The sequence below is a fragment of the Candidatus Pantoea formicae genome (assembly GCF_011752625.1).
In the GTDB taxonomy this organism is placed as follows: domain Bacteria; phylum Pseudomonadota; class Gammaproteobacteria; order Enterobacterales; family Enterobacteriaceae; genus Pantoea; species Pantoea formicae.
Map to the genome: position 1 here is coordinate 16570 of NZ_VWXD01000001.1, position 22021 is coordinate 38590.

The 22021-nt window shown below is 48.7% G+C and carries 41 protein-coding genes and 1 tRNA gene; 22 read left to right on the forward strand and 20 right to left on the reverse strand.

What is annotated here, in order from left to right; genetic code table 11:
- Positions 1 to 29 precede the first annotated feature (29 nt).
- A complete protein-coding gene (locus tag F3J38_RS00115; RefSeq protein WP_205298079.1) occupies positions 30 to 665 on the reverse strand; it encodes a putative metallopeptidase in 636 nt (211 codons plus the stop codon).
- A 333-nt stretch (positions 666 to 998) separates the two neighbouring features.
- On the opposite strand from F3J38_RS00115, the gene F3J38_RS00120 reads away from it, so the two are divergent.
- Positions 999 to 1328, forward strand: a complete 330-nt coding sequence (locus tag F3J38_RS00120) for an RrF2 family transcriptional regulator (RefSeq protein ID WP_167133886.1) — start codon at positions 999 to 1001, stop codon at positions 1326 to 1328.
- Between the two features lie 70 nt (positions 1329 to 1398).
- On the opposite strand, the gene F3J38_RS00125 is transcribed toward F3J38_RS00120, so the two are convergent.
- The 16 genes from F3J38_RS00125 to F3J38_RS00200 form a co-directional block, all read right to left on the reverse strand.
- Positions 1399 to 1713 carry a hypothetical protein gene (locus F3J38_RS00125; protein ID WP_167133889.1) on the reverse strand — a complete coding sequence of 105 codons (315 nt, stop codon included), beginning with the start codon at positions 1711 to 1713 and terminating at the stop codon, positions 1399 to 1401.
- A 584-nt stretch (positions 1714 to 2297) separates the two neighbouring features.
- Positions 2298 to 2681: a hypothetical protein gene (locus tag F3J38_RS00130; RefSeq protein ID WP_167133892.1), complete on the reverse strand. Its 384-nt coding sequence runs from the start codon at positions 2679 to 2681 to the stop codon at positions 2298 to 2300.
- Positions 2671 to 3174, reverse strand: coding sequence for a lysozyme (locus F3J38_RS00135; RefSeq protein ID WP_304623122.1), 504 nt, complete (start codon positions 3172 to 3174; stop codon positions 2671 to 2673). The genes F3J38_RS00130 and F3J38_RS00135 overlap by 11 nt, the downstream gene beginning before the upstream one ends.
- Before the next feature lie 3 nt (positions 3175 to 3177).
- Complete coding sequence (locus F3J38_RS00140) at positions 3178 to 3423, reverse strand: class II holin family protein (protein WP_167133895.1); 246 nt, start codon at positions 3421 to 3423, stop codon at positions 3178 to 3180.
- A gap of 1689 nt (positions 3424 to 5112) precedes the next feature.
- Positions 5113 to 5183: transfer RNA gene (locus F3J38_RS00145), tRNA-OTHER, on the reverse strand.
- A 391-nt stretch (positions 5184 to 5574) separates the two neighbouring features.
- On the reverse strand, positions 5575 to 6177 hold the full coding sequence (locus F3J38_RS00150) for a hypothetical protein (RefSeq protein WP_167133896.1): 603 nt from the start codon (positions 6175 to 6177) through the stop codon (positions 5575 to 5577).
- Positions 6167 to 6295, reverse strand: coding sequence for a YlcG family protein (locus tag F3J38_RS28330; RefSeq protein ID WP_167133899.1), 129 nt, complete (start codon positions 6293 to 6295; stop codon positions 6167 to 6169). The genes F3J38_RS00150 and F3J38_RS28330 overlap by 11 nt, the downstream gene beginning before the upstream one ends.
- Positions 6296 to 6408: 113 nt before the next feature.
- Complete coding sequence (locus F3J38_RS00160; RefSeq protein WP_167133902.1) at positions 6409 to 7023, reverse strand: recombination protein NinG; 615 nt, start codon at positions 7021 to 7023, stop codon at positions 6409 to 6411.
- Positions 7016 to 7342 carry a hypothetical protein gene (locus F3J38_RS00165; protein WP_167133905.1) on the reverse strand — a complete coding sequence of 109 codons (327 nt, stop codon included), beginning with the start codon at positions 7340 to 7342 and terminating at the stop codon, positions 7016 to 7018. Before F3J38_RS00165 ends, F3J38_RS00160 begins: the two co-directional genes overlap by 8 nt.
- Positions 7343 to 7498: 156 nt before the next feature.
- A complete protein-coding gene (locus F3J38_RS00170; protein WP_100699968.1) occupies positions 7499 to 7717 on the reverse strand; it encodes a hypothetical protein in 219 nt (72 codons plus the stop codon).
- The gene (locus tag F3J38_RS00175) at positions 7710 to 8168 is read right to left on the reverse strand and encodes a YbcN family protein (RefSeq protein WP_167133908.1); all 459 of its coding nucleotides are present in this window, start codon (positions 8166 to 8168) and stop codon (positions 7710 to 7712) included. The genes F3J38_RS00170 and F3J38_RS00175 overlap by 8 nt, the downstream gene beginning before the upstream one ends.
- Positions 8169 to 8224: 56 nt before the next feature.
- Positions 8225 to 8362 carry a hypothetical protein gene (locus F3J38_RS00180; RefSeq protein WP_167133911.1) on the reverse strand — a complete coding sequence of 46 codons (138 nt, stop codon included), beginning with the start codon at positions 8360 to 8362 and terminating at the stop codon, positions 8225 to 8227.
- Between the two features lie 184 nt (positions 8363 to 8546).
- Positions 8547 to 9242, reverse strand: a complete 696-nt coding sequence (locus F3J38_RS00185; RefSeq protein ID WP_167133914.1) for a replication protein P — start codon at positions 9240 to 9242, stop codon at positions 8547 to 8549.
- Positions 9239 to 10165, reverse strand: coding sequence for a replication protein (locus F3J38_RS00190; protein ID WP_167133917.1), 927 nt, complete (start codon positions 10163 to 10165; stop codon positions 9239 to 9241). The genes F3J38_RS00185 and F3J38_RS00190 overlap by 4 nt, the downstream gene beginning before the upstream one ends.
- Before the next feature lie 75 nt (positions 10166 to 10240).
- Positions 10241 to 10516: a CII family transcriptional regulator gene (locus F3J38_RS00195; protein WP_167133920.1), complete on the reverse strand. Its 276-nt coding sequence runs from the start codon at positions 10514 to 10516 to the stop codon at positions 10241 to 10243.
- Positions 10517 to 10650: 134 nt separating this feature from the next.
- A complete protein-coding gene (locus F3J38_RS00200; protein ID WP_100700138.1) occupies positions 10651 to 10884 on the reverse strand; it encodes a transcriptional regulator in 234 nt (77 codons plus the stop codon).
- A gap of 112 nt (positions 10885 to 10996) precedes the next feature.
- On the opposite strand from F3J38_RS00200, the gene F3J38_RS00205 reads away from it, so the two are divergent.
- The 6 genes from F3J38_RS00205 to F3J38_RS00230 all read left to right on the forward strand — a co-directional run bounded on the left by F3J38_RS00205 (position 10997) and on the right by F3J38_RS00230 (position 13575).
- A complete protein-coding gene (locus F3J38_RS00205; protein WP_167133922.1) occupies positions 10997 to 11680 on the forward strand; it encodes a LexA family protein in 684 nt (227 codons plus the stop codon).
- A gap of 221 nt (positions 11681 to 11901) precedes the next feature.
- Entirely contained in the window at positions 11902 to 12132 is a 231-nt protein-coding gene (locus tag F3J38_RS00210; protein WP_167133925.1) for a putative hemolysin, read from the forward strand.
- Complete coding sequence (locus F3J38_RS00215) at positions 12129 to 12227, forward strand: YoaK family small membrane protein (RefSeq protein WP_167133928.1); 99 nt, start codon at positions 12129 to 12131, stop codon at positions 12225 to 12227. Before F3J38_RS00210 ends, F3J38_RS00215 begins: the two co-directional genes overlap by 4 nt.
- A 175-nt stretch (positions 12228 to 12402) precedes the next feature.
- A complete protein-coding gene (locus F3J38_RS00220; RefSeq protein WP_167133931.1) occupies positions 12403 to 12657 on the forward strand; it encodes a type II toxin-antitoxin system HicA family toxin in 255 nt (84 codons plus the stop codon).
- Positions 12658 to 12661: 4 nt separating this feature from the next.
- The gene (locus F3J38_RS00225) at positions 12662 to 13108 is read left to right on the forward strand and encodes a type II toxin-antitoxin system HicB family antitoxin (protein WP_240155858.1); all 447 of its coding nucleotides are present in this window, start codon (positions 12662 to 12664) and stop codon (positions 13106 to 13108) included.
- Positions 13108 to 13575 (forward strand): hypothetical protein, encoded by a 468-nt coding sequence (locus tag F3J38_RS00230; RefSeq protein ID WP_167133937.1) that lies wholly within the window; start codon positions 13108 to 13110, stop codon positions 13573 to 13575. Before F3J38_RS00225 ends, F3J38_RS00230 begins: the two co-directional genes overlap by 1 nt.
- 46 nt (positions 13576 to 13621) lie before the next feature.
- Here F3J38_RS00230 and F3J38_RS00235 read toward each other — a convergent pair whose 3' ends face one another.
- The gene (locus F3J38_RS00235; protein WP_167133940.1) at positions 13622 to 13828 is read right to left on the reverse strand and encodes a hypothetical protein; all 207 of its coding nucleotides are present in this window, start codon (positions 13826 to 13828) and stop codon (positions 13622 to 13624) included.
- Between the two features lie 369 nt (positions 13829 to 14197).
- On the opposite strand from F3J38_RS00235, the gene F3J38_RS00240 reads away from it, so the two are divergent.
- Complete coding sequence (locus F3J38_RS00240; protein WP_167133943.1) at positions 14198 to 14524, forward strand: transcriptional antitermination N peptide; 327 nt, start codon at positions 14198 to 14200, stop codon at positions 14522 to 14524.
- Positions 14525 to 14581: 57 nt separating this feature from the next.
- On the opposite strand, the gene F3J38_RS00245 is transcribed toward F3J38_RS00240, so the two are convergent.
- Complete coding sequence (locus tag F3J38_RS00245; RefSeq protein WP_369410971.1) at positions 14582 to 14707, reverse strand: DUF2256 domain-containing protein; 126 nt, start codon at positions 14705 to 14707, stop codon at positions 14582 to 14584.
- Positions 14700 to 14963 (reverse strand): hypothetical protein, encoded by a 264-nt coding sequence (locus F3J38_RS28040; RefSeq protein WP_167133945.1) that lies wholly within the window; start codon positions 14961 to 14963, stop codon positions 14700 to 14702. The genes F3J38_RS00245 and F3J38_RS28040 overlap by 8 nt, the downstream gene beginning before the upstream one ends.
- 119 nt (positions 14964 to 15082) lie before the next feature.
- Here F3J38_RS28040 and F3J38_RS00255 point away from each other — a divergent pair, with 119 nt between their 5' ends.
- The 14 genes from F3J38_RS00255 (at position 15083) to F3J38_RS00320 (ending at position 22010) form a co-directional block, all read left to right on the forward strand.
- A complete protein-coding gene (locus tag F3J38_RS00255; RefSeq protein WP_167133947.1) occupies positions 15083 to 16039 on the forward strand; it encodes a hypothetical protein in 957 nt (318 codons plus the stop codon).
- A gap of 32 nt (positions 16040 to 16071) precedes the next feature.
- Positions 16072 to 16251, forward strand: a complete 180-nt coding sequence (locus tag F3J38_RS00260) for a hypothetical protein (RefSeq protein WP_167133950.1) — start codon at positions 16072 to 16074, stop codon at positions 16249 to 16251.
- A complete protein-coding gene (locus tag F3J38_RS00265) occupies positions 16248 to 16391 on the forward strand; it encodes a hypothetical protein (RefSeq protein ID WP_167133953.1) in 144 nt (47 codons plus the stop codon). The genes F3J38_RS00260 and F3J38_RS00265 overlap by 4 nt, the downstream gene beginning before the upstream one ends.
- A complete protein-coding gene (locus F3J38_RS00270) occupies positions 16388 to 16705 on the forward strand; it encodes a hypothetical protein (RefSeq protein ID WP_167133956.1) in 318 nt (105 codons plus the stop codon). Before F3J38_RS00265 ends, F3J38_RS00270 begins: the two co-directional genes overlap by 4 nt.
- A complete protein-coding gene (locus F3J38_RS00275) occupies positions 16705 to 17523 on the forward strand; it encodes a PD-(D/E)XK nuclease-like domain-containing protein (RefSeq protein ID WP_167133959.1) in 819 nt (272 codons plus the stop codon). Before F3J38_RS00270 ends, F3J38_RS00275 begins: the two co-directional genes overlap by 1 nt.
- Positions 17520 to 18419, forward strand: coding sequence for a RecT family recombinase (locus F3J38_RS00280; RefSeq protein ID WP_167133962.1), 900 nt, complete (start codon positions 17520 to 17522; stop codon positions 18417 to 18419). Before F3J38_RS00275 ends, F3J38_RS00280 begins: the two co-directional genes overlap by 4 nt.
- A gap of 2 nt (positions 18420 to 18421) precedes the next feature.
- The gene (locus F3J38_RS00285; protein WP_167133965.1) at positions 18422 to 18817 is read left to right on the forward strand and encodes a hypothetical protein; all 396 of its coding nucleotides are present in this window, start codon (positions 18422 to 18424) and stop codon (positions 18815 to 18817) included.
- An 11-nt stretch (positions 18818 to 18828) separates the two neighbouring features.
- Positions 18829 to 19122: a hypothetical protein gene (locus tag F3J38_RS00290; protein ID WP_167133968.1), complete on the forward strand. Its 294-nt coding sequence runs from the start codon at positions 18829 to 18831 to the stop codon at positions 19120 to 19122.
- Positions 19115 to 19477, forward strand: coding sequence for a hypothetical protein (locus F3J38_RS00295; protein ID WP_167133971.1), 363 nt, complete (start codon positions 19115 to 19117; stop codon positions 19475 to 19477). Before F3J38_RS00290 ends, F3J38_RS00295 begins: the two co-directional genes overlap by 8 nt.
- Before the next feature lie 294 nt (positions 19478 to 19771).
- The gene (locus tag F3J38_RS00300; RefSeq protein ID WP_167133973.1) at positions 19772 to 20011 is read left to right on the forward strand and encodes a DNA polymerase III subunit theta; all 240 of its coding nucleotides are present in this window, start codon (positions 19772 to 19774) and stop codon (positions 20009 to 20011) included.
- A complete protein-coding gene (locus F3J38_RS00305; RefSeq protein WP_167133976.1) occupies positions 20008 to 20646 on the forward strand; it encodes a hypothetical protein in 639 nt (212 codons plus the stop codon). Before F3J38_RS00300 ends, F3J38_RS00305 begins: the two co-directional genes overlap by 4 nt.
- A gap of 59 nt (positions 20647 to 20705) precedes the next feature.
- Positions 20706 to 20984 carry a DUF5405 family protein gene (locus F3J38_RS00310; protein ID WP_167133977.1) on the forward strand — a complete coding sequence of 93 codons (279 nt, stop codon included), beginning with the start codon at positions 20706 to 20708 and terminating at the stop codon, positions 20982 to 20984.
- Positions 20968 to 21201, forward strand: a complete 234-nt coding sequence (locus F3J38_RS00315) for a DUF4060 family protein (protein WP_167135515.1) — start codon at positions 20968 to 20970, stop codon at positions 21199 to 21201. The genes F3J38_RS00310 and F3J38_RS00315 overlap by 17 nt, the downstream gene beginning before the upstream one ends.
- Before the next feature lie 575 nt (positions 21202 to 21776).
- On the forward strand, positions 21777 to 22010 hold the full coding sequence (locus tag F3J38_RS00320; protein ID WP_167133980.1) for an excisionase family protein: 234 nt from the start codon (positions 21777 to 21779) through the stop codon (positions 22008 to 22010).
- Positions 22011 to 22021: the final 11 nt, after the last annotated feature.

The following is a 22021-nucleotide window of genomic DNA, read 5'->3' on the forward strand; positions in this document are numbered from 1 at the left end:
GCTCACCATCCGTCCTAATCAGTCTAAAGTTATGCCAGTTTCATAAGGCACGTTCCACATGCCCTGGCTATGTCGATGTTTGCCACTTCCGCAGGTCTAGCGGCGGCATCAATTAGCTCCTGCACATCTGCGCTTGCACCATATCTTCGAACCACTCCGGTGAACTCTTCCACATCGTGTCCACGCATGCAGAGCTTGGGGTCGCCATCCCTTGTGAACTTGGGTGCGCCAAATTCATCGGTGGCCTGGGCAATGTGATAAAGCTCATGCTCCACCAGTGCGCAGAATTCGAGGTCACTGCATTGTGAGCAGAAGTCACCGGCCAGCGTGATGATGAAATCAGGCTTATGATCGAACCACTCATAAAGCTGCTGTTCCATTCTGGCTTTCTGCCATCCTCCCGCGCGCATCATGACCTCTTCAGCCTGGCCAAGGACAGTGCGCCCCTGTTTCGTGAATGCAGTAGCTGCCCACAGGAAAGCAATGTCAGCCTCAATCAGATGCAGATGATCCGGGTTATACAGCACACCATCTTCACTGATGATTTGCTCTATAACCCACTCATGGACGCCAGCAGCTGGGATGAGTTTAATGTAGGGTGCGAACTCTTCAATAAATTCGATTGGAGGGTATGGGCGATTCAGGTTGATGCTTTCGTTTGCCATGTCCCCTACATATTTTTCAATAAGCTGGTACCGTGATCCTGATGACAGGAATGAATAACCACTACAAAAGAACAGCGCCAATCTTGGTTGCTGCAGTTAGGGGGTTATATGAGCCATCAGGAATATATCGATATTGGTCGCATCGCTGCGTCAGTCATCCACGATTTTGCATGGGTATTAATTGTATGGTGGAGGTGGCGAGGTTGCAGCGCTTCACAACGTGACTAACCGTTATCCCTTTTCGGTGGATTCAATCGCATAGCCCCATTTTGATCACTATCCCTGACAACAGTGGTATTATTCTTAGCGGTATAATGTATAGGCTGATTAAGAATGCTTACCAGTAAACAGAACAATGCTTTAAATATCATGATGGCTCTAAGTGAGGAGAAAGTTATCCCTGTCAGAGATTTATTTTCAGAAGTTTCACTTTCTGTTAGTTATCTTGAAAGTCTGATCGCAGTACTCAGGGATGAAGGCCTGGTTAAGAGTATGCCCGGCATGTATGGCGGTTACGCCTTATCACGCAATCCCGCCAGCATTACCGTAGCTGACATATTGTCTGCCTTTAGTGCCTCAGACACTCCGTACCCAGTGGTTCGGGCTCTAATTTCGGTATCTCTTAAAGATTTGCAGGATTCAGCTCAAATTTCTAAGCCCTGAACATTCGGGAGTGACTCATCACAAATAATCACTTGCGCTGTTCAGTGAGATACTTCTGTTAATTTTCGGCTCAGGCATGAGAAGCCACACGGGCTGCATGGGATGCCATTGCATTTTGCTTGAACGACTTAACTCGGGAAATCGCATAGCGAATCGCTTCTATCCACCGAGGGTCGGCTGAAATTATCAGGGAATTTTTTAGCGAAGTATGTAAATCACTCCATACCATGATGCGTACAGACACATCTCTCCCAATTCCATGATTGAAGTCCGTTAGGATTGAGTTGATCGCTTCTTTTGTTTGCTGGTAGCCATCCCCCATCTGATACATACCCGCAAGACGTTTTATCTGAATCTCAATATCACCAGCCATGTCATCTTGCATCGTGCGCTCCGTTTTCGTCTTTGAAATTTGACTTAGCGAATAAAAGTCTAGTAGCTGTTACACAAATTTTCGACCAATTTGACTTCAAGTAGTGCAGTTAATTATTCAAACGAAAGATCGGATACTTCAGTATTGACAATGGGTTATGTATTAATTGCGCGCTATTTACTTAAGAAATGTCTGGTATTTGTCATTATTTCCAAAAGTTTCCGTCAAATCCCGGCAACATATTCAGAAAGGTATACAATTCACCCCGCACTGGTAATGTGCCTTTGGGCATATTCCATGACTAACGAGCAGCATTAATAGCTGACAACCCTGTGTGTGACATCTACCGCCGTAGTCCGATACGGCGGATTTTTTTCAAATCAGGATTATCCCGAGCTTACAGACTATTTGAACCGCGTCTTCCGCTTTGCTTGCAGATCAACCTGCACCAGCTTCCCCAAGTAACAACACATCACCTTAAAGACTTTCACACGTTCAACTATTGCGAGGCTCTGTACCAGGCCTGCCATCTGTAAGTGTTTAGACGGAGGGTTCTTGCACACTCAGCATTTTCTACATCCGATTGCAGATCAGTATCACTGTCCTTTCCCGCCTGGCTGAGCTTGCACGGTGGACTCATCAAATCCTGGGATAGTGTTGGCCGCGTCGATTGCTCGCTGCCGCAAGCTGACAGCAACATCATCAAAACGGCACACAGTGCGATTCGGGTCTTGAACATATTTCACCACTTCGCGGGTAATTGTTCGGTAGATGACTTTGCCACCAGCATTAGCAGTTGCCGCCTTCTGCTCAATCGGAACAAGCCTGGCTTCAGCCTTCTGCTTCTTCAGTGCATAGTCAGCGTTGACTTTGTCGCTGTGGGCATACCAACCATTCAGGTAGCGAATCTCTCCGTAACCAATGGCGCTGGCAATTATCACCACGAGTGTGATCAGGAAACTACGCAGGCTAAATGTCATTTGCACCCTCCGCCAGGCAAAGTGAACGCTCCATATCGCGACGATTCTGCAATCCTTTCCACTTCATGCCGCCAGCGTAAACCCAGCGGCGCATTTCCTCGCACGCTCCGGCTTCATCACCGGCGTTCAGCTTCTTAAGCAATGTGGATTTTAAAAAGGCAGAGGTGCCAACGTTGTAAGTGAAGCTGTAGAGCGATGCGCGCTGATATTCACCAAGCGGAACTTTCACCAGACTATCTACAGCACTTTTAACGGACTGAAGGTCATTCCACATCAGGCGATCGCATTCACGGTCAGTGTATTTGCGGCCCTTAACGATATCGCCGCCGGTATGCCCGTCGCAGACAGTCCAGACCCCGGCTACATCTTTGTAGGGTTCGTATACTCGCCCTTCTACGCCGTCCTTGCCGCCGAGAAATACCGTGGCAATAAACAATGCGCCACCGCCCGCCGCTGCAATCAGCTTATTGCGGAGACTGTTAGACAAAGACATGAGTTACTCCTCGTTTGGGGCGTCAGAGCCTGCAGGCCAGCGCTGATAGGCTTTAATCTGCGCCAGAGTGGCCTTGCGTTTGTAATACCAGTTGATTCCAAGAGTGATGACCGCGACCACGATGCCAGCAAGAACACCAACCGCGCTCCACTCATCAGGACTTAACCGGGTTAGCAATCCAACAGCAATTGTGCCCGAGGAAGCGCCGTAAGCAGCGCCCGTGGCAATTTTGCTCATATCGATACTCATACACACCTCCCATTGGGTCGGTGCTGTCTATAGTCAGGAGAAGGGACGCCCGCTAAAACTCAGGAAAACTCGGTGAGTTTTCACTGACTGGAAGAGGCAAAAAAAAGGCCCGCCAGAGCGAGCCTTTAGATAATCAGATTGGGGATTGCTATGCCGGGTGCCTCCCGGTGATAAGTACCAGCTAATACTTACCGCTTGAGACCGATTCTGGGAGTGCAGCTGTCGCCCCTCCGCATAGGGGGATTCATAGCAATGATTTCATAATAGCAGGTTGACTTGACGCCAGGGGCTTCAACTGAATAAATCCAATAAGCCCAACCCGGAATTAGGCTTCCCTTCCCAGAGTGAAGTTTTGAAAAATGTTCTTCAACACAGGTAGGGTGGCTATGCATTAGAAATTGCTATGCCGGGTGCCTCCCGGTGATTCAGAAAAGCCACAATCTGAATCGCTTCAGTCTTTAACGAGCCCTGTGGCTTAGCCCCTCCGCATAGGGGGATTCATAGCAGTCATTTTATAATAGCATGTTGCCGGAACGCCGGGTGCCTCCCGGTGAATGAAGTACAGCTACCTTCATCCGCAAACTTGCGTTGGCTCTTAGCTGATGCCCCGCCGCATAGGGGGATTCGTTCCGACTTTGAAAATGTCTGCGGTGCCGGGTGCCTCCCGGTGAGTAAGTCCAGCCAGCCTTACCCGCTATTAGGCTTGTTGCCACTCAGGAGAGTGATAGCTGTCGCCCCATCGCTTAGAGGGATTCACCGCATTGATAACAATCTAGAACATAAGACAAAAATAATAAACCCTGACGCATTTGGCGGTCGCGTATTCCTCATTGTAAGCCTGGGAGGATTTACACAAACAAAAAGCCCCTTCGGTTAAGAAGGGGCTTCCGGCCTGATATGCGAGATGAATGATTGGACTAGCGAATGAAGCATATCAGGCGATTTATTTTTAACAAAAACTCTTTTTTGAAGTCAAGAATCTTAATTGAAAAAGGCACCACCTGAGTAATGCCCTGAATTTGGTGCGCCCGTTTATCGTCAATGATTAGGTAACAATCCATCGTTAGATGTGGCGCATTGAGATGATACACAATCAATACTAGCTGCATTCATCAGCATTTCAACAATGATAGTTCTTATTTACAACGCACAGGAAAGATTAGTAGTTTCAATCTAGCAATATCTAAGTTAAGCCGTGATGGTGCAAATCCGGAATAAGCTAACTGAATTTACTGCCTGACAGAATCATCGATGTAAAACGTCAGGAATTCGAAAAAACGACTTCAAAAGCCCTGATTAAGAATGTGCTTAAGGTCTTTGAACTGATTGCGCGTATATTACTTGGCGGGTACTACCCAATCTCTTGAAGAAACTTGAATTTTTATCCCGGAACTTATCATTTCGGGATCTTTTTTTTCAAAAAGGCCCACCGAAGTGAGCCATGCTTTGCTGAAGCATTATGGCTTATCTGCGGTGCCGCTCGTTAGACGGTGAGTAAGGTACAGTCCCCTTACCCGCTTGCTCAGACAGCCCTCCAGAGCTTTGACTGTTGCCACGCCACTAGACGTGATTCACCGCATTAAATCCAGCATATAGTTAAGCATTACTTAAGTGAAGTTTTTATCTTAAAATATATGACCTGACACCTGACACTTATACGTTTTTTCAGGCATTCATGAGATGGAGAGGTCCGCCGTCAAGGAATTTAACCCCGTCCTCTGGCATTAGAGCCAGCGCTCTTTCCAATAAGCTAACGGCGGATTAATTGCCATGCCGGGTTACTATCAAAAGATGATTTAAGCCAGCAGACAACGAAAGCATTATAGTCGCTACAGCGCCGGGTGCCTCCCGGTAGGCTCGTAAACAATCAACGACACCCGCATGTTAACGCACTTCGATTGTTCTGCCCCTCCGCTCAGGGGGATTCGTTGTAGCAAAGAGAATTTAGCATTCGATTAAAACTATATGATTTTAGTAAATAAAAAAAACGCTACGGCTGGTAACCGTGGCGCTTTTAATCACTCACCTATGATGGATGGAACTGCTCAGTCCGCTTTGCTTCCCGAGCGTAAAGTGAATATGCCAGGTCGCATGCCCTTTGTCTTTAGCTATTTGTGCCATCAATTCTCTTCACTCCTTATTTTAGGGAATTTAATTCTCCATTTCGCGTTTTATTGCATAAAACATTTCCCCCTCAAGAATATCCAGCGCCCATTCCATTCTGTTGCGGGCTTCCTTTGTGCTGATACCCGTGAAATAGATCATGGATGCTCCGATGTTTTGCACGCTCTTGCGTTTGCAATATCGTAATCTGGCTACGTTTTTAATCGGGTTGTCCTTACCGAATGTTTTCACCATAACTGATTCAACAAAGGCAGCATCATCTGATTCTTTGGCGAGAGCAATGATGTTTGCCGTTGCTGATTGAGGGATTAGCAGGTCACGGGCTTTGCGGAATAACTCTTCGCCGCGTAAACCCTCACAGTGTAGCTCTGACACGATTTTCTCAATCTGTCTGCCCTGCTGCTCACTCCATTCGCAACGCATCATAAGGCGGCCAATAACGTTTACTTCTCCGTGATCGTAATCTTCATTACCCAGGTGCTGACCCCACACTGTGAGCATGTGGCGAACCCATGCCTGTTGCGATGAATTGATGGTCTTCCATCCATTACCAAACAGTCGTCGCATGTCGGCAGCGCTGCGCACACCCGCAAGCCTGACGATTTGTTGGAAGTCTCGTTCAATGCGCATGTTTCATCCCCATGATTTTGGCGGTGTGCTTGATAATTCGGTAATCGACCGGGAAGGTATTTCGTGAGCGGTACATTCTGAGCAACCGCCATTTTTCTCGAAGGTAATCGGCGATCATTTCTTTCTCCGTCTGGTGATTTTTGTAGGGCTTGCGTGGCAGCTAGGGACGCTTACTCAGTATCGGGAAGGGATGATAGGGATAAACCCGGCTGAGTAATCTGGTTAGCCAGGTCATGCCGCCTCTGATTGCTTTATTAGCTCTCTGGTTTTCTGCCGGTAGTGCGACGCTAGTTCCTGCAACTCTTCACGCGTCCACTTAACCACCGGGTGCGGGCCCATCAAGAGATCGAAAGCATCCTGCCCGATTTTCTTAATCAGGTTTGGCGTGTAGTTTTCGATGTTTCCTGAGAGATGCTGATTGCAGGGAACGCACTGCTTATGGCAGTTGGTTTCGTCATAACGTGTGGCCGGCGATGCGCCGCGGGTGCGGTAATGACCAGCGTCATATTTTCCATCGTGAAAGCGACCGCAACTTATGCATGGATCGGCAGCGTCGCGTGTGCGGATAAACTCGTTGAAGGCGGCTTGAGCTTGTTTGTGGAAGTGGCTGAGGGGCTTAAGTGCTAACTTGCGGATCTTATGGTGACGTTTTTCCTGCTGTGCTTCTTTCTTTCTAACCTGCTCCTGCTGCTGTATTCGTTTCTTTCTGGCTGCTGTTGCGAGTTGCTTTATCAGTTCGTCTTGGTGCTCTTCGCAACACCACCACTGATAAAGCGTAAGAGGCTTATAGCGCTTTTTGCATATTCGACATTTACGCACCTTCGGTGCTTTCCTTTCTTCAGGCATTGCACCTCTCCTTATTGCGGTCATCATAATATCTGAGGTCGTCGCCCTTGAGCGGCATAAGATATATGGATGGGAAAATACACCAGCCAAAATTTCTGAAATCTCTTAGCGAGACGGACATTTTGCCAACACATACAATGTTACCGACACACAGCCAGCCTCCTGTGTTAGAGGGCATTTGTCCACAAGTACCATCTGGTGCGTTAAAAAATTCTCCAGCCTCGAACCAACTCAGTAATGTTACAGACTTACCGACATTCTCTGGATTCACTGAGTCAATCACCAAGGCAACGCAACCTGCTTCAAGTCCTGATTTCATCAGATTTTCTCCACATGATAACATCTGGCCCTAATTCATATTCATACGGACCCGGAAGTTTTAAAGCTATTACAGAGAAGACGTGGTTAAAACTTCGAACGTTATCGGTGTTCTATTCTAAATATTAGGTTGTTATTGCAGAATTGCATGAATTAATTATGACGCTTCGTCTGTGCGATCCTTATGCGCGTAATCGGGCCAATATTTATTGAGGATGATTGCTGGTACCTTCAGCTTTAGCCCAAGCGAGTGGGCCTTACCTGTAACAGCTGACACCGATTTATTTATTGCGGCTGCCATAACGGGCACAGGAACCTTTCCGGCGACGCGCTCGATGTAAGCCAGATCCTTATCTGACCATGTTTTCTTAGGCATTTTGATTGTCCTTCAGTTTTTGATATTCGCTATCGTGCGGAATGGTCAGCGCCAGCCCGAACTGCGCGCACCACTGCTCAACCTGATTGAGGAAGAAGTGCATATCCCCTGTATCAAGGCTGGATGTATGGCGTGGTTCATAGGAGATTACCTTCTCGCCGGTAACGAAGTCGGTATATGTAATCTCTTCGCAGCCAAGGTAAGTGCGTTTGAGGTTGCGCTTTACCCAATCAGGTGTGGCGTCGATACGACCAGACTTGATGAGGTATTCGCTGATTTCCCCAAACCACATATGGACGAGACTGTTCTGTGAAAGGCTACGTTTTTCTTTCCACGGCCTTAAGGTTAGCCGGTAGGAGTCGCCAGATTCGAGCAAAGGGAGTAACTGCTGCCCCACGGCGAGGAAGTTCGATTTGTGCAACCGAACCCCATTTTTCGAGATGTCGGCCATATAGTTTAATTAGTTTATTTTTAAGTTTTACTTGATTTCCCTGGTGCTTAATTTACTTAACGGTGAGGGTAAGCCCAGGAGTGGTCAATGCCCATTGATGATAAGATTCCGGTAATAGCTAAGTAAGCCAATACCAGCGCGAAAATGACAATTGCTGTAATTTCAAGTGATTTCAGAAAATGATGCTTAGCCATAAATATCCCTCTTCAGTTTGTGTGTATTGAGCGTACCTCTTGAAAATAAGATGTTACCGGTAAAGTACAAGTCAAATTCACACATTGAAACGTAAAGCAGAACTTATTGATTTTTTGCGTTGCGAATATACCCCTCCACTTTGAGGGCTATCATCGCCGTACGGTCGGTTTTAGGTGACCCTGCTCATGATTTACCTCGCTTCAGGGTGGCACGCAGCATCGCAACGCCTTCCTGCGCTTTCTCGGTGGTTGATGGGATGGAGAGCTTTAACAGCTGCTTACACGGCTCGGGTATTTCTTCTCCAGCTTCGATGCGCTGTGACATCTTGCGCAGCTCAGAGCGGCATTTCACGCGCAGCTCGGGTTCACTCAGATTGTTAGCGCGCATCATGCTGTACAGGCCGGTGACCATCCAGTATTCGGCGTTGCTGCCCCACGGATAGTCTTCTGCTGTAACGTAACCGCCACGTTTGGCGCAGTAGGTCATCACCAGGGAATACAGTGAATCTTCGTCTGGCAGGCCAGCGGCGCTTAATGATGACTGCTTGCACCAGGTGATGAACTGGCCGGGCGATGGCAGGAACGGTGATCCGCTGGCGCGCGCCTGCCGCATTCCGGCCGCCAGCTGTGTTTTGCTGGTAATGCCGTTCTCGGCGAAGGCCGCAATCCATTGACGCTTTGCCGCTGCTTCATCATTAGGCTTACGCCAGGCGGTGCTTACTGATGCCGGGAAAACCTGCTTCAGGCCGTCAAAAAACTCGTTCATCATTTTTTCGACTTCAAGGTGAAGACGGCGATCGGCAGGCTGCGGTGCATCTCCGGCCATACGGGCGAGCGCACTGCTGTCGCGGCTGTTGATGGCTGCTACGAGTTGTCTCATATGAAATTCTCCCAGGCTTCTTCACTGTTCCAGTGGGCAGCTGGTTGGTGATCCGCCGATACAGGTCGGTTTCTATTAGGCTGATTCATCTGTGCTCTAAGCGTGTCCCACTTCTGCCGAAGTTTTGCAGGGCTCAAGACGTTGGTCTGCCAGAAGGCGTCAGCATTGGCCCATTTGAATACTTCACAGATTTCCAGATGCGTGCATTTCAGCGCGTTGCGCGCCAGGCGGATATCGTTCGCCCATGCCGGCCAGTTAGGTTGCTGGGTAGTGGGCGACACATTGCGAACTTTAGAAAATATCCATTCGGCTGCTTTGAGATCGTCAGCTGTACCCCATTTGTCCCCTTTCGGAGTTTGGATGGCAGCATCAGGTCGGATAGCCGGAATATTTTCAGAGGGTGGGTCAGAGGATTCGCCAGAATTCTCGGACGAATAATTAATGTCTTTCTTGTCTTTTGAATAATGTCTTTTGTGTGTCTCCGGGTTAGAGACAGGTAAAGTCTCTAGGTTAGAGACAGTTTTTGTCTCTGGATTAGAGACTAAATTGCTAACTTGGAGACACTTGCTGAAATGCCACGCTGAAACCTCTTTGTTAACGCCGATTAACCCCCCTTCCATTAACAGGCAATTCATTGAAAGCAGTTCTTTTTTTGCCTTGTTGACGTTCTGGCGAGAAAGCCCGGTGAGTTGGGCAATCTGCTCGTCAGCAATGCGATCTGATTTCTTGTTGAAACCGTATGTTTTGCGGACATATGCCAGCATCAATTTCAACTGCCTAGCTGTTAAATCGGCACTTGCGATAGCTTCCAGTAGCTCGTTAGCGATTCTGGTATAACCATTATCGGTATCGACCACACGGCGCTCCACGGCCTCAGTATCAGGCCTGATTGGTGAGACGTTGCTGTAGGCGAGATTACTCATAAAGTGACCCGCCACTGTTTACATATCCAGTTAATCCTGGCATAATTTTCTCCAGTTATTTGTGTTCGCAAATTTCTACTTGGCGCTGAAACTGTTCCCGCAGTTCGGCGCTTTTTCTTTTCCCATCGCAGCTGCCACCGCTTGCCGGGCAACCTCTGCAATCAGGCTCGTTTCCCACACCTTCTCAAGCAGCACGAAAACCGTTGCCATATCGCGCAGGTTTAAACGGCTTACTTTCGATTCATGCCATCCGGCTTCGTCAGCTAGAACGCGCTGGCCTTTATGCGTAAGACGGGAGCGGAGTTCTGTTTCCACTTCATTGATTAACTTGCTGTTTCTTGCGTGTTCCATATTCGATAATTCCTTTTAGAAATTGATAGACGTAACAAAGCCGAAGCAGATGCCACGTTTGATGTGTTTGTTTAATTGGATTTCGCTTTTCAGCGACGTAGGACAGGACGTCCGTTGTTAGAGAGCGGTGATACTTAAGCTGCTGATGCTCGCTGCGGTGCAAACACCAGGTTTTCTTTGTTGACCGGTACATAACCGGAGAAGTGCTTACTGGCTTCCTCGATTGCGGATGCTTTGCCCGGTGATGCGCGGCGGAATCCATATGCAATCTGATCGAGGTAGCCAACGGATGTTTTGGCCAGAGCTGCAAGGCGAACCCAATCATCATTGGTTGCCTCTTTGCGCCAGCGGAGTAATTCGTTACCCATTGGTGCCTCCTTAAAATAACAAAATTAGTTTAGCGTTATGCTAAATGACTAGCAAGCATCATTTAGCATTTTGCATATTTATCGTATTGCTAAATGATGTGAGAATCAGTGGATGGAAAATAAAGACATTCGCAAAGCAAATCTGGAGCAGATGCTGGAAAAGCACCTCGCTACCAGTGGAAACACAAAGGCCAGCTTTGCTGAGCTTTTGGGGATCAGTGCATCCCAATTCAGCCAGTTATTAGGCGAAAAGAGTGTCAGGAATGTTGGCGATAAGATGGCGCGAAAGATAGAGGCGTCTCTCGGTTTGGCTAATGGCTGGCTGGACTCAATACATTCATCGGAAGCTATCGATGCCAACGTAACCAGCCCGCAACCTTTCACACGCGGCGCTAGCTACCCTCTCATAAGCTGGGTGAGCGCTGGAGCCTGGTGTGAAGCCATAGAGCCATACACGCTAAGCGAGATACTTGAACGCTATGAGTCTAATGCTCATGTTGAAGGGGATGGGTTTTGGCTGCGTGTTAAAGGCGATTCGATGACATCACCATACGGGCAAAGCATCCCTGAAGGAATGATGATTCTGGTCGATACCGGTAGAGAGCCAAAAAATGGCAGCCTAGTTGTGGCAAAGCTCACCGATGCCAACGAAGCTACCTTCAAAAAGCTGGTGATTGATTCTGGCTTGGGAAAGAAGTATTTGCAGCCACTCAATCCGCAGCAGGAAAGGATCGAAGTGAACGGCAATTGCAAAATCATTGGCGTGGCAATTGAGCAGCGGGGCAGCCTGATTTAAGGCTCAGTGGCCGGAAGAGACGTTTGGATAAGCCGCGCTGGGGAGCTGGCAGGAGGTTGCATGCTACGGATAGCACTTTCACAAAGTGAGGCAAATATGGCTCTGAAGGTTTTTAGTCCAAGACTTCATTACCTCGCCTACTTCATTGTGGCATTCGCCTATCTTGAGGTGATTTTGTTTTTCTTCTTCCCTTAGTGGCCTGAATTAATATCAGGAATATTATGAAAATTGCATTAATCGCATTCATCCCCTTATTACTTGCATCATGCGCTTCACATGACGAAACACCACACAGTATCGGCATGGCGAACCCTGCTTCAGTTCACTGCCTGAAAATGGGTGGCAAGCTCGACATTGTGAGAGGTACTGACGGTGATGCCGGTTACTGCACGCTGCCTGGCGGTGAGCGCATCGAAGAGTGGTCGCTTTACCGGAGAGATAACCGGAAATGAAAATTGGATACCTCTTTCCGGTGGCGATCATCATCGCTGGCGTAATGCTGCTGATATGGTTCATCGCAAGCGGGGCTTATGCGCCAGGTGGATGATGGCGGAAGAGACGTTTGGGTAAAGGAATTAAGCCATTAGCCGATACTAAGTATGTGGCTTAGTTTGTGAGGTTTTCTGGTTGTGATTGAGTTTAATCTGCAAAATCAAGCTATCACATTTATAGTTTGCAACTAGAATCCAGTTGCACTAATTTTATCAGAGGATGTATCCTGCGTGGCGCGAAAGGAAAAGCTAAAAGCTAAGCTCGACATACTTCCCAAAAATTTCACTTGGGAAGAGTTAGTCACACTCATGAGTCAATATGGATTCAGAGTGCTTAATGCTAAGCGCGGTTCGGGACGAAAGTTCTATAATGAAAAATTAGATAGGATTGCAATTTTTCATGAACCGCATCCTGAAAACACGCTAAAAAGATATGTTTTGGAAGAAGTTAAACAGTTGCTGGATGAGATTGACGATCATGAATAACCTAATGAAATACAAAGGTTACTTTGGAAGTATTGAAGTTTCACTTGAGGATGGAGTTATCCATGGAAAGCTTGAGTGCATTAATGATCTGATTACATATGAGGCATCAACTGTCCCTGACCTGAAAAAGGCATTTGAAGCAGCCGTGGATGATTACCTGGAAACCTGTGAAGAACTAGGCAAGAAACCAGAGAAGACCATGAGTGGCACCTTCAACGTTCGCATAGGCGAAAGTCTCCATAAAGAAGCTTACCTTGCATCTAAGGCAAAGAAGCTATCACTCAACGATTTTGTAAGAAACGCTATTCGTGATGCATTAAATGGAAAAAATGAAATCCATTATCATTTTGAAAAGCCTAGAGAGGCCAATCACTTAAGGTTTGGCTCAATGAAAAGAAACCAAGAAAAACCATCTTGGGAGGCAGTATTTGATAAAGGGACTCATCATTAATGCTTGATAAAATTAGATTTCATGGATTCGATGTCGCAAAATCGTCACTAACCATCAACGACTTCAACTCAGAAGGCGGCCGGTATAAAATCAATTTTTCGGCGCATGAGGTTAGCCCTCAAACTGATGAAGATGGTAGTTGGCTTTTTATCGAGGTGACCCCGGAAGTTGTAGGGTACTCCAACGCTGATGCTGGCGCTGATGACGAAGCCAACAAACTCGATGATAGCGCAGAAGAGTCAGAAGCATTCATAGCCAATGCTTCGTTGATTCTTACTTTCCAGTGCGACATGGACGATGAGCTTAGTGAAGATTTCTACAATCAGAATCAGTGGTATTTCGATAACTATGTCTACATTTGTACAAAAATAACTTTCGAAAAACTTTTCGCTAACTCAGTTCTTGATACCATAAGCCTTCCTTGGTCTCCAAGATTCAGGCCTACAAATGCCGGCGCTTCTGAATAGATTTTATTCATATTAATACTTTAACCCGGCCACCGCGCCGGGTTTTTCATGTCTTCAACTTGCCCGTCCGTACTAACTCTGCAGCATCCCGATATACACCTTTCCCGATCACGTTAGTTTCCACTTGGCGCATACCCTCAAGCCGTTCCGATAGCGTGTACTCAGTCAGCGGTAGCCCAGCTGACCGCAATTCCAACACTGCAACGCCGATCGCATTAGCCAGCATCACAGCCCTTTCTTCGTCGATTTCCATACGCCACCTGTACATTTATCACTCAATCCAGCTTATCACGCTCAGCGCGTAGTGGCTTTTAGCGCCTGAATAAAAATAAAACGCCTTCTAAATCATTATGCTAAACACAATTCATAAATTATTTAGCATTTTGCTATTGCTATATATTTAGCATAACGCTAAATTACATCCCATCAGCAGGACGCTGGCGAACAACGAAACGGATGGCACGCTCTTTTAACAACGGTGACGGATCACCTACGTGGCTGAAAAGCCAATTAGTACCAAAGCGTGAGTTTTGGGGTGTAACGGATAGCTACTTTGCGATGCTCTCAGCCTTAGCTGGTCCGCACTGCCGCTACACCACCAAAATTCACTCAGGAGGTATCTATGGCACGCAGAACTCAATTCTCTGGTTCAGCTGCAGGTCGTCGCCGGGAACGCCGCGCAGGCCTTCAGAGCGAAGTCAGCAACAGTTCTGAAGTTCTTCACCGCCCTACTCCGAGCCGCGTTGTGTTGCAGTGCAAGCGCCACGTGACACCAAGCGTTAACCGCGCAGTCGACACCGAGACGGAGTATCACAAGCAGATTCTGGCGGGTGCGGCGGCATATGTTGAACATCGCATCAGCAACAAATACCAGAAGGTCAGCAACGAAGCTGGGCGTCAGATTCACGCGGTGCAGAAGATGCGCGGTAAGTCGATTCCATTGGTTTGAGGTGACAGAACTTAATTTTTAACCAGCGCGGTAATACCTTAAAAAGCAGGCACTATCTTACTTGCGCCGGCAGCGCTCAGAACACTTACGAACCTCATCCCAACACTTTTCCCATTTTTTACGCCAAGTAAATGGTCGGCCACACACTGTGCAAATTTTGGTTGGAAGTTCTTTTTTATTCACGGTGTTCCTTATTAGATTTGGCCTCAACAAGAATCAGCGGACATTTCCTCACTTTACAGGCCTGGGAATAAGCTAGTTCACACACATCGCAAATACTTCTTACTTCAGATTGATACTCGTACTCCATGTAATAACGAAAGTTGCCACCATTCGTATCTGTTCGCCAGAAACGGAGGGGTTCAAGTACTTCATCAAGCTGCCTGAAAGTCAGGCCTGTCGGGTTATGAAAACCCACTCTTACGCGATATGTAGTCATGATTTGATAATCCCTAACCCACTGATTCGTTACAACCCGGTAATTAATCTCGCTGTGATAGGGATTTCCTAAATACACCCGCCTCTGTGCGGGTATTTTTTTGCCCGCAGGAGAAGGAAATGAGTGAAACAACGGATTTAGCAGTACTGGAAGTTAAGCCTGAACAGGCACCGACGCTGTATGTGCCAAACGGCCTAAACGCTTATCTCGATGAGATTCGCAACTCAGTGAATGAAGTGCCAGACCTGAGCACGGATAAAGGCCGTAAACGCATCGCTTCACTGGCGGCGCAGGTATCGCGCAGTAAGACCGCCATCGAAAAGCCCGGTCGCGATTACCTGAAGCGCCTTAAAGAGTTGCCGAAGGAAGTCGAGGCAGAACTGCGCCGCTTCGTGTCCGAGTGCGATGCCATCCGCGATGAAACCCGCCGCCCGCTCACCGAGTGGGAGCAGGCTGAAGATGAACGCAAGCAGGCCTTGCAGCAGCGCCTGGCTGATCTCCGTGCGCTGGCCGATGTAATTGACGATGCCGGTAATTACCTGCCATCCACAGATATTCAGGCGCGCCTCTGCGAAGCCAAAGCGGTGACACTGGACGACACTTGGCAGGAAATCGCCACCGAAGCGGGTGTGGCGAAGGATGCCACGGTGCAGAAGCTGGAAGCCGCGGTAATCGTTGCCAAGCAGCGTGAAGATCAGGCCGCCGAACTCGAACGCCTCCGCAAAGAAGCGGAAGAGAAAGCGCGCCGCGGTCATGAAGAGAAGCTGAAGCAGGAAGCCGCCGAATCTGCCCGCCGTGAAGCCGAACAGAAAGCGCAGGTTGAGCGCGAGAAGCAGGCGGCAATCGCTGAAGAGCAGCGCAAAGCTAAAGCTGCGGAAGATGCCCGCCTGGCTGAAGTGAAACGTGTGGTTGATGAAAATGCAAAGCGCGCTGCCAATGAAGTGCACCGAAAAGCAGTCGGTACTGCCGTTGTGAATGCACTGATTGCTAACGCTGGCCTTTCGCGTGAAGACGCTATCGCCACTCTGGTAGCGCTTAAAGACGGCCTGATTCCCCACACCACCATCAATTACTGATCACCCCACTTAACCAACATCAGGAGTTACCCATGCAATTTGCAACTGCTGGGGCTGCCCACATGGGTAGCTCCCCAATGAACACGCCTGTAACCAACCAGTTTTCTTTCAAATTATCCGGTGCGGACGTTATGCACTGGCAACCTAAAAGCCGCTTACAGCAGCTGTGGGAGCGTTTGGTTGAGGTCATCACTCAGGATGGCAACCCATGACAGAGCAGCAGAAAGCCGAGCAATACCAGAAGCAACAGGAAAAGTGGGATCGACAGCGCGCTGATCTGCTTAAACGCTCCAATGGCTTTACGTTCATCAACGCATTTTTGCAGCGCCTGATCATGGGAGAACGCAAATGAAATTCCGCCTGCACGACAAGGACGGCAAAGAGGTTCAGGCCATTGCAGACAGCCTGCCTGATGACGAGCTGCAGATCATCGCAGCCCGCGTTGACAGCATTCTGGGTCAGCGGCACATGAGCCCGATCGTTGCTCCAGCCTGCGCTTACCTGCTTCGCCATTTCGATCACGAAGCCATGGGCATGTTCGACATGGATGATGAGTTGGAGATAGCCGCTGACGCATTCATGCGCGACATGATGATCACCGCCGCGAAGCGCGAGCGGGCGATTGAAATCTGGAAACACAAACACAGTTACGATGAGGTGGCGTGATGGAGCCTGGCATTTATTTCGACATTAGCAATGAGGCGTATCACCACGGCGCCGGCATCAGTAAATCACAGCTGGATGACATTGCGATCAACCCGGCCATTTTCCAGTGGCGCAAGGAGGCGCCTGAAGATGAAGAGAAGAAATCGGCGCTCGATATGGGAACCGCGCTTCACTGCCTGCTGCTGGAACCGGCAGAGTTCGACAAGAGATTCATCGTGGCGCCAGAGTTCAACCGCCGTACCAATGAGGGAAAGGCGAACGAAAAGGCTTTTCTCAAGGACTGCTCAGGATTGGGCATGACTGTCATGGACGCCGAAGAGGGGCGTAAACTGAAACTGATGCGCGCCAGCGCCCTCGCCCACCCCGCCGCCCGCTGGCTACTCGAAGCGGAAGGCCATCAGGAAGCGTCAATTTACTGGAATGATGAACAAACCGGAGAGCTATGCCGTATCCGCCCGGATAAATTCCTGACCGGCCAGCCGGTGATCGTCGACGTGAAGAAAGTGGCCGACATGAGCCGCTTTGCCCGCCACGTTGAAGAGTTTCGCTATCACGTTCAGGACGCCTACTACCGCGAAGGCTACAGCAAACATTTCGGCGAATATCCCATGTTCGTTTTTATCGCCGTCAGCGAGTCGATTGACTGCGGCCGGTACCCGGTGCGGGTGTTCCAGCTCGGTGAGGATGACGTAGCTGTAGGTTATGGCCTGTTCCGCCGTGACCTGACCGCCTACCACGAATGCATGCAGTCCGGTAACTGGGGCGGCATTGAAGAAATCACGCGCCCTGAGTGGGCTAAGAGAAAGGATTACGCATGAGCAACGAACTGACGCAGTCACCAGTCAATGAGGCTGATACTAAGGCAGCCATCTTTAGCCCGAGCGGCCTGCAGAAGTTACAGGCGTTTGCCAATGTGATGGCCGAAGGCCGCGCAACGGTGCCGGGGCATCTGGCCGGGAAGCCTGCTGACTGTCTGGCGATCGCCCTGCAGGCGGCGCAGTGGGGAATGAACCCTTACGCAGTGGCGCAGAAAACGCATCTGGTCAACGGAACGCTGGGTTATGAAGCTCAGCTGGTTAACGCGGTGATCACCAGCTCAACCGCCGTTCAGGGCCGTTTCAAATACGAATACGGCGGCGACTGGGAGAAGTTTAAGCCAGGTGCAGCGAACGCATCCAATGAGCGCGGCCTGTTTGTGCGTGTCGGCGCGGTGCTGCGAGGTGAAACGGAAATCACATGGGGCGAACCATTGTTCATGGAGTACGTCACCACGCGTAACTCCCCACTCTGGAAAACGGCACCAAAGCAGCAGCTGGCTTATCTGGCCGTCAAATACTGGGCGCGCCTGTACTGCCCTGATGTGATTCTTGGTGTGTACACGCCAGACGAATTTGAGCCTCAGCAGCGCGCAGAGCGCGATGTCACCCCGGCGCGCAGCCGTGCCGACCTGAACAACCTGATCAACAACAAGCCAGAAACACAGCAGCCTGAGCGCGAAATTAACCCGGCGACGAGCACTAATGATGCACCGCGCACGCCGGATCAGCTGCTGGCCGATTTTACCGAAGCTTCAGCCAATGCTGATTCAGTTTCGAGTCTCGACCGCTTCTACAAATATGCGGCAAAGGTGCTGGCTGACAACGCCGGACACCTCGAGAAAGCCACTGATGTTTATTTGATCCGCAAAGCGGAGCTGGATGAAGCGGGAGCGTAGCCATGCGCAAACTTGCACAGTACCGGCGCAACGCTGCGCCCAATAGCGGCTTCAAGGAGCGAGCCGTTTGGCAGTTAAGCAAGGGACCGATGACAGGGCGAGAATTAAGCGCCCTTTTTCATATGACGCTCGGTCAATTCAACAGCATCATGCGCGGCTGCCTGCGTGGTGAAACGGCGGTGATTACCGCTACTGACCCGGTGCCGGTAGATGGATGCACCGACTTCACTTACACGCTGGTCAGCACAAAGCGCATCACTCACAAGAACCCGAAGGCGATCGTCGTTTCGTGGCGCGCTTTCGGCATGGCTACCAATGACAGCCAGCGCATAAACACAGAGGCGGCACAGCGCCGCGCCAGATTAATCAAGGCTGGCCTGTGGCCGGTTGGCGAATAAGGGGAAGGTAAATGGCAGGAATTAAGCGTTACGACGAAGGCGGATATGGATTAAGCAACATGGAAGAGGCCGCCGATGGTTCATGGGTGGACTATGACAGCCACTTAATGGTCGTGATGGGCCAAGAGCAAATGCTCAATGACAAGATTTCTGAATTGCAGAAAAAGCTAGATACTATGCGTGCTGATTTTGTAGATGAGGCAATCACAGCACTTACTGAATCCGGAGCTCAGAGTTTTGGTGACTGCATTGTCGCGTTAAACCAACTCCGCGCCGATGCAGATAAAGGTGGCAGCGATGACTGAGCATGAGTTTTACCGTTCAGACTGGATGACAGAAGACCAGTTCTATTGCTTCCAGATGCTTTGTGATGTCATGGGCGGCGGCAATCATCTATGCGGCGTGGTTAAGCCACATTCGCGTGGCATAGAGTTGAATACCCGACATTTTTACGCAGCAACATACGATTTCGACCAACTTACCAAAGCCGTTATATTGGCTCACGACCGCTGCATCCGGTTCGAAATTTGCCCATCGGGTCCCGGTATGATCAAGATTGTTCTCTTCAGGCGTCAGCGTGAAGGCAGAATGTTCGAGCGTCATCCCACGATTGAGGAAGCCATCACCAGTCACCGTAAGCCCACCGATAGCACCACTTGAGAGATAACAGCTTTAGCGGTAAAACATTGTGACTAACAGCGGAGGTTAAAATGTATAGATATCTCATTATTTATCCGGACCGATACGAGATTCATCAGTCAGAAATGATTTACCATCAAAGGCAAATTGTTGAAATTAATGGTTCTAATTACATATCTGAACTTTATCACCTTGATGATAATGGACCCTACGGTGTGCTAATAAGACAATTTGATCCTGTTAACCATCCACGGATTAGGGAAGTAATTCGCCAAGCTGACATTCCAGCCCTACCACAAAATTAATTGTCGGCCCATGTCACATAACTTAGCAGCACGCAGCAGAGAAGAGCGCGACAAGATAAACGTGGATTTAGCCGCGTCAGGCGTTGCGTTTAAAGAGCGCATGAACCTGCCAGTTATCGCTATGGAAGTGGAGATGCAGCAGCCGGAATCGTTGCGCGAATACTTCAAAGAGCGCCTGCAGCATTACAGGAATGTCGCGTTGCAGTTTCCACGCGGCAGTGATCCTGTTTATCAGAAGGAGGAAAAATGACGCCATGGGGACCAATAATCGCCGCTATGATTGCAGGGTTTATTGCTTTTATAGGGATGATAATAACCAAAGAAAACAAAGTCTCTGAATTTAGGCAGGCTTGGATAATTGAATTTCGTGAAGAGGTATCATACTTAATTGAGGCATATAAGAAATGGGTAATTAATGAAAAACATTATTCAAATATTCTTGTTATTAAGCAAGGCACTCTAACCAGTGAAATTCAAATAAAAAATTTCATAGAAAGGTCTCGCCAGGTTATGGAGATTGAAAGTCAATCTGTAGGTGAGATTGAGAGGTACATTGGAAGAGTAAAGCTGCGCTTGAATTCAGATCCTACCAGAAGAAGCAAATATGAAACAGAAGTTGAAAAGCTTCTCGATAAGATTCTGATAACAAAGGATATTGATGAGTCACTAAAACTATCCAATGAAATTTATCACAATACATCCTGCATATTAAGTACAGAGTGGAAGGTTGTAAAGAAGGGTGAATTATCCTATGTGCAAGCTAAAAAATTCATATTAGCATTAGCTGTCTTTATTTCATTAATAGGGATTTTGAGTTTATGCTTCCATCTAGAGGACGCAATGAAATGGTTAATGAACTCCCCTCCATCATTGTCAATTGATTAGTCAAAAATACTAAAACCTGCCTTAGCAGGTTTTTTTATGCCCAAATTCTGGAGAAACCTATGCAAATCGACATCGGCGACAAATACGTCCTGACCGCTGACCAGTATCAGTACATCGTTCAGGAGAAGAAGACAGTCAAGGAAGGCAAGAACGCTGGCAGTGAATACCTGTCACTCGTCGGCTATTACCCAAAACTCAGCCAGGCGATTACCGGCCTGATTCATCTGGATGTGCAACTGTCAGATGTGCAGACATTGCAAGCTATGGAGCAACATATCAACCGCGTGGCGCTGCAGTGTGAAAAGGCATTAAACCATGTCGCTGAAACAAGTAATTAGAGGCGACAAAGAGCCTGCCCATCTCGTCGTCGCACATCGCGCACTGGAAGCGCATAAAGCCAGGTATGGCGAGGGCAACAAGAATCACCCAATCCTCTATTCAATTTCTTATCGCAATAAGCACTATCAGGTCGAAGTGACAACGCGGCGCGTAACGATGGCGGCGAACATAATCACCGGAGCCCGTAGTTTGGGTTGTGTGCACCACACGGCCTAACCCCCCTACCCAATTAACCTTTATCGCGCTCTGCGTGAGGAGTTGTTATGTCTGACGCACCTTCAGCTTTTCGGCAGGTAACACGCACTGCGCGGAAAGTGCATAAGTGCTGTGAGTGCCGGCGGCAGATTGTCGTCGGTGAAAAGTATGTCTACTCATCAGGAATCTGGAGTGGTGACCCATCTGACTTTAAACAGTGCGCCTTATGCAACCAGGCGTTCGAAGAAGCCACGGGTAGATCTGACACCGACGAGTACCCGCTTTTTTTTCTCAGTTGAGCGAATGGATGGGGAATTATTTTTTCCATCAGGGTGACTACGAGGATTCAGTGAAGTCCATTGCAAGGGACCTGCATATGACTACCGAGCAGATTAAGTATGTGCTCAATGGCCTATTCACATCATGACCACCACCTGCGACGAACCCATAACGCTTGGCGACCTGCTTCAATGGGTTGCCCTGATTGCCTTAATCATCATCGCCTGGCTATGGCCTGAACCTAAGTAATGTTGCCATATAGCCACATCCCACCCGATTACCCTATTTGTTGTCATATACCAACATCCGGAGAGCCAATGGAAAACGTGATCCAAATTGTGCCCAATAAATGGGTGACAGAAAAATTGCTCATTGCATTAACTGGGCTGAAGCCGGGAACAATAGAGCGCGCCAGAAAAAAAGCCTGGCTAATGGGGCGTGAATACAAGCATATCTCGCCAGAGAACGAGCCACGCCATAACAGCGAGTGCATGTATAACCGCAAGGCGATTGACGCCTGGATTGCCGGACAAAAGCATCCAGCATCGTGACCAACGAAAGG

Bases quoted from the DNA above. Each gene is read 5' to 3' on its own strand.
- F3J38_RS00115 (WP_205298079.1), bottom strand. From the start codon at position 665: ATGGCAAACGAAAGCATCAACCTGAATCGCCCATACCCTCCAATCGAA.
- F3J38_RS00120 (WP_167133886.1), top strand. From the start codon at position 999: ATGCTTACCAGTAAACAGAACAATGCTTTAAATATCATGATGGCTCTA.
- F3J38_RS00125 (WP_167133889.1), bottom strand. From the start codon at position 1,713: ATGCAAGATGACATGGCTGGTGATATTGAGATTCAGATAAAACGTCTT.
- F3J38_RS00130 (WP_167133892.1), bottom strand. From the start codon at position 2,681: ATGACATTTAGCCTGCGTAGTTTCCTGATCACACTCGTGGTGATAATT.
- F3J38_RS00135 (WP_304623122.1), bottom strand. From the start codon at position 3,174: ATGTCTTTGTCTAACAGTCTCCGCAATAAGCTGATTGCAGCGGCGGGC.
- F3J38_RS00140 (WP_167133895.1), bottom strand. From the start codon at position 3,423: ATGAGTATCGATATGAGCAAAATTGCCACGGGCGCTGCTTACGGCGCT.
- F3J38_RS00150 (WP_167133896.1), bottom strand. From the start codon at position 6,177: ATGCGCATTGAACGAGACTTCCAACAAATCGTCAGGCTTGCGGGTGTG.
- F3J38_RS28330 (WP_167133899.1), bottom strand. From the start codon at position 6,295: ATGATCGCCGATTACCTTCGAGAAAAATGGCGGTTGCTCAGAATGTAC.
- F3J38_RS00160 (WP_167133902.1), bottom strand. From the start codon at position 7,023: ATGCCTGAAGAAAGGAAAGCACCGAAGGTGCGTAAATGTCGAATATGC.
- F3J38_RS00165 (WP_167133905.1), bottom strand. From the start codon at position 7,342: ATGAAATCAGGACTTGAAGCAGGTTGCGTTGCCTTGGTGATTGACTCA.
- F3J38_RS00170 (WP_100699968.1), bottom strand. From the start codon at position 7,717: ATGCCTAAGAAAACATGGTCAGATAAGGATCTGGCTTACATCGAGCGC.
- F3J38_RS00175 (WP_167133908.1), bottom strand. From the start codon at position 8,168: ATGGCCGACATCTCGAAAAATGGGGTTCGGTTGCACAAATCGAACTTC.
- F3J38_RS00180 (WP_167133911.1), bottom strand. From the start codon at position 8,362: ATGGCTAAGCATCATTTTCTGAAATCACTTGAAATTACAGCAATTGTC.
- F3J38_RS00185 (WP_167133914.1), bottom strand. From the start codon at position 9,242: ATGAGACAACTCGTAGCAGCCATCAACAGCCGCGACAGCAGTGCGCTC.
- F3J38_RS00190 (WP_167133917.1), bottom strand. From the start codon at position 10,165: ATGAGTAATCTCGCCTACAGCAACGTCTCACCAATCAGGCCTGATACT.
- F3J38_RS00195 (WP_167133920.1), bottom strand. From the start codon at position 10,516: ATGGAACACGCAAGAAACAGCAAGTTAATCAATGAAGTGGAAACAGAA.
- F3J38_RS00200 (WP_100700138.1), bottom strand. From the start codon at position 10,884: ATGGGTAACGAATTACTCCGCTGGCGCAAAGAGGCAACCAATGATGAT.
- F3J38_RS00205 (WP_167133922.1), top strand. From the start codon at position 10,997: ATGGAAAATAAAGACATTCGCAAAGCAAATCTGGAGCAGATGCTGGAA.
- F3J38_RS00210 (WP_167133925.1), top strand. From the start codon at position 11,902: ATGAAAATTGCATTAATCGCATTCATCCCCTTATTACTTGCATCATGC.
- F3J38_RS00215 (WP_167133928.1), top strand. From the start codon at position 12,129: ATGAAAATTGGATACCTCTTTCCGGTGGCGATCATCATCGCTGGCGTA.
- F3J38_RS00225 (WP_240155858.1), top strand. From the start codon at position 12,662: ATGAAATACAAAGGTTACTTTGGAAGTATTGAAGTTTCACTTGAGGAT.
- F3J38_RS00230 (WP_167133937.1), top strand. From the start codon at position 13,108: ATGCTTGATAAAATTAGATTTCATGGATTCGATGTCGCAAAATCGTCA.
- F3J38_RS00235 (WP_167133940.1), bottom strand. From the start codon at position 13,828: ATGGAAATCGACGAAGAAAGGGCTGTGATGCTGGCTAATGCGATCGGC.
- F3J38_RS00240 (WP_167133943.1), top strand. From the start codon at position 14,198: ATGGCACGCAGAACTCAATTCTCTGGTTCAGCTGCAGGTCGTCGCCGG.
- F3J38_RS28040 (WP_167133945.1), bottom strand. From the start codon at position 14,963: ATGACTACATATCGCGTAAGAGTGGGTTTTCATAACCCGACAGGCCTG.
- F3J38_RS00255 (WP_167133947.1), top strand. From the start codon at position 15,083: ATGAGTGAAACAACGGATTTAGCAGTACTGGAAGTTAAGCCTGAACAG.
- F3J38_RS00260 (WP_167133950.1), top strand. From the start codon at position 16,072: ATGCAATTTGCAACTGCTGGGGCTGCCCACATGGGTAGCTCCCCAATG.
- F3J38_RS00265 (WP_167133953.1), top strand. From the start codon at position 16,248: ATGACAGAGCAGCAGAAAGCCGAGCAATACCAGAAGCAACAGGAAAAG.
- F3J38_RS00270 (WP_167133956.1), top strand. From the start codon at position 16,388: ATGAAATTCCGCCTGCACGACAAGGACGGCAAAGAGGTTCAGGCCATT.
- F3J38_RS00275 (WP_167133959.1), top strand. From the start codon at position 16,705: ATGGAGCCTGGCATTTATTTCGACATTAGCAATGAGGCGTATCACCAC.
- F3J38_RS00280 (WP_167133962.1), top strand. From the start codon at position 17,520: ATGAGCAACGAACTGACGCAGTCACCAGTCAATGAGGCTGATACTAAG.
- F3J38_RS00285 (WP_167133965.1), top strand. From the start codon at position 18,422: ATGCGCAAACTTGCACAGTACCGGCGCAACGCTGCGCCCAATAGCGGC.
- F3J38_RS00290 (WP_167133968.1), top strand. From the start codon at position 18,829: ATGGCAGGAATTAAGCGTTACGACGAAGGCGGATATGGATTAAGCAAC.
- F3J38_RS00295 (WP_167133971.1), top strand. From the start codon at position 19,115: ATGACTGAGCATGAGTTTTACCGTTCAGACTGGATGACAGAAGACCAG.
- F3J38_RS00300 (WP_167133973.1), top strand. From the start codon at position 19,772: ATGTCACATAACTTAGCAGCACGCAGCAGAGAAGAGCGCGACAAGATA.
- F3J38_RS00305 (WP_167133976.1), top strand. From the start codon at position 20,008: ATGACGCCATGGGGACCAATAATCGCCGCTATGATTGCAGGGTTTATT.
- F3J38_RS00310 (WP_167133977.1), top strand. From the start codon at position 20,706: ATGCAAATCGACATCGGCGACAAATACGTCCTGACCGCTGACCAGTAT.
- F3J38_RS00320 (WP_167133980.1), top strand. From the start codon at position 21,777: ATGGAAAACGTGATCCAAATTGTGCCCAATAAATGGGTGACAGAAAAA.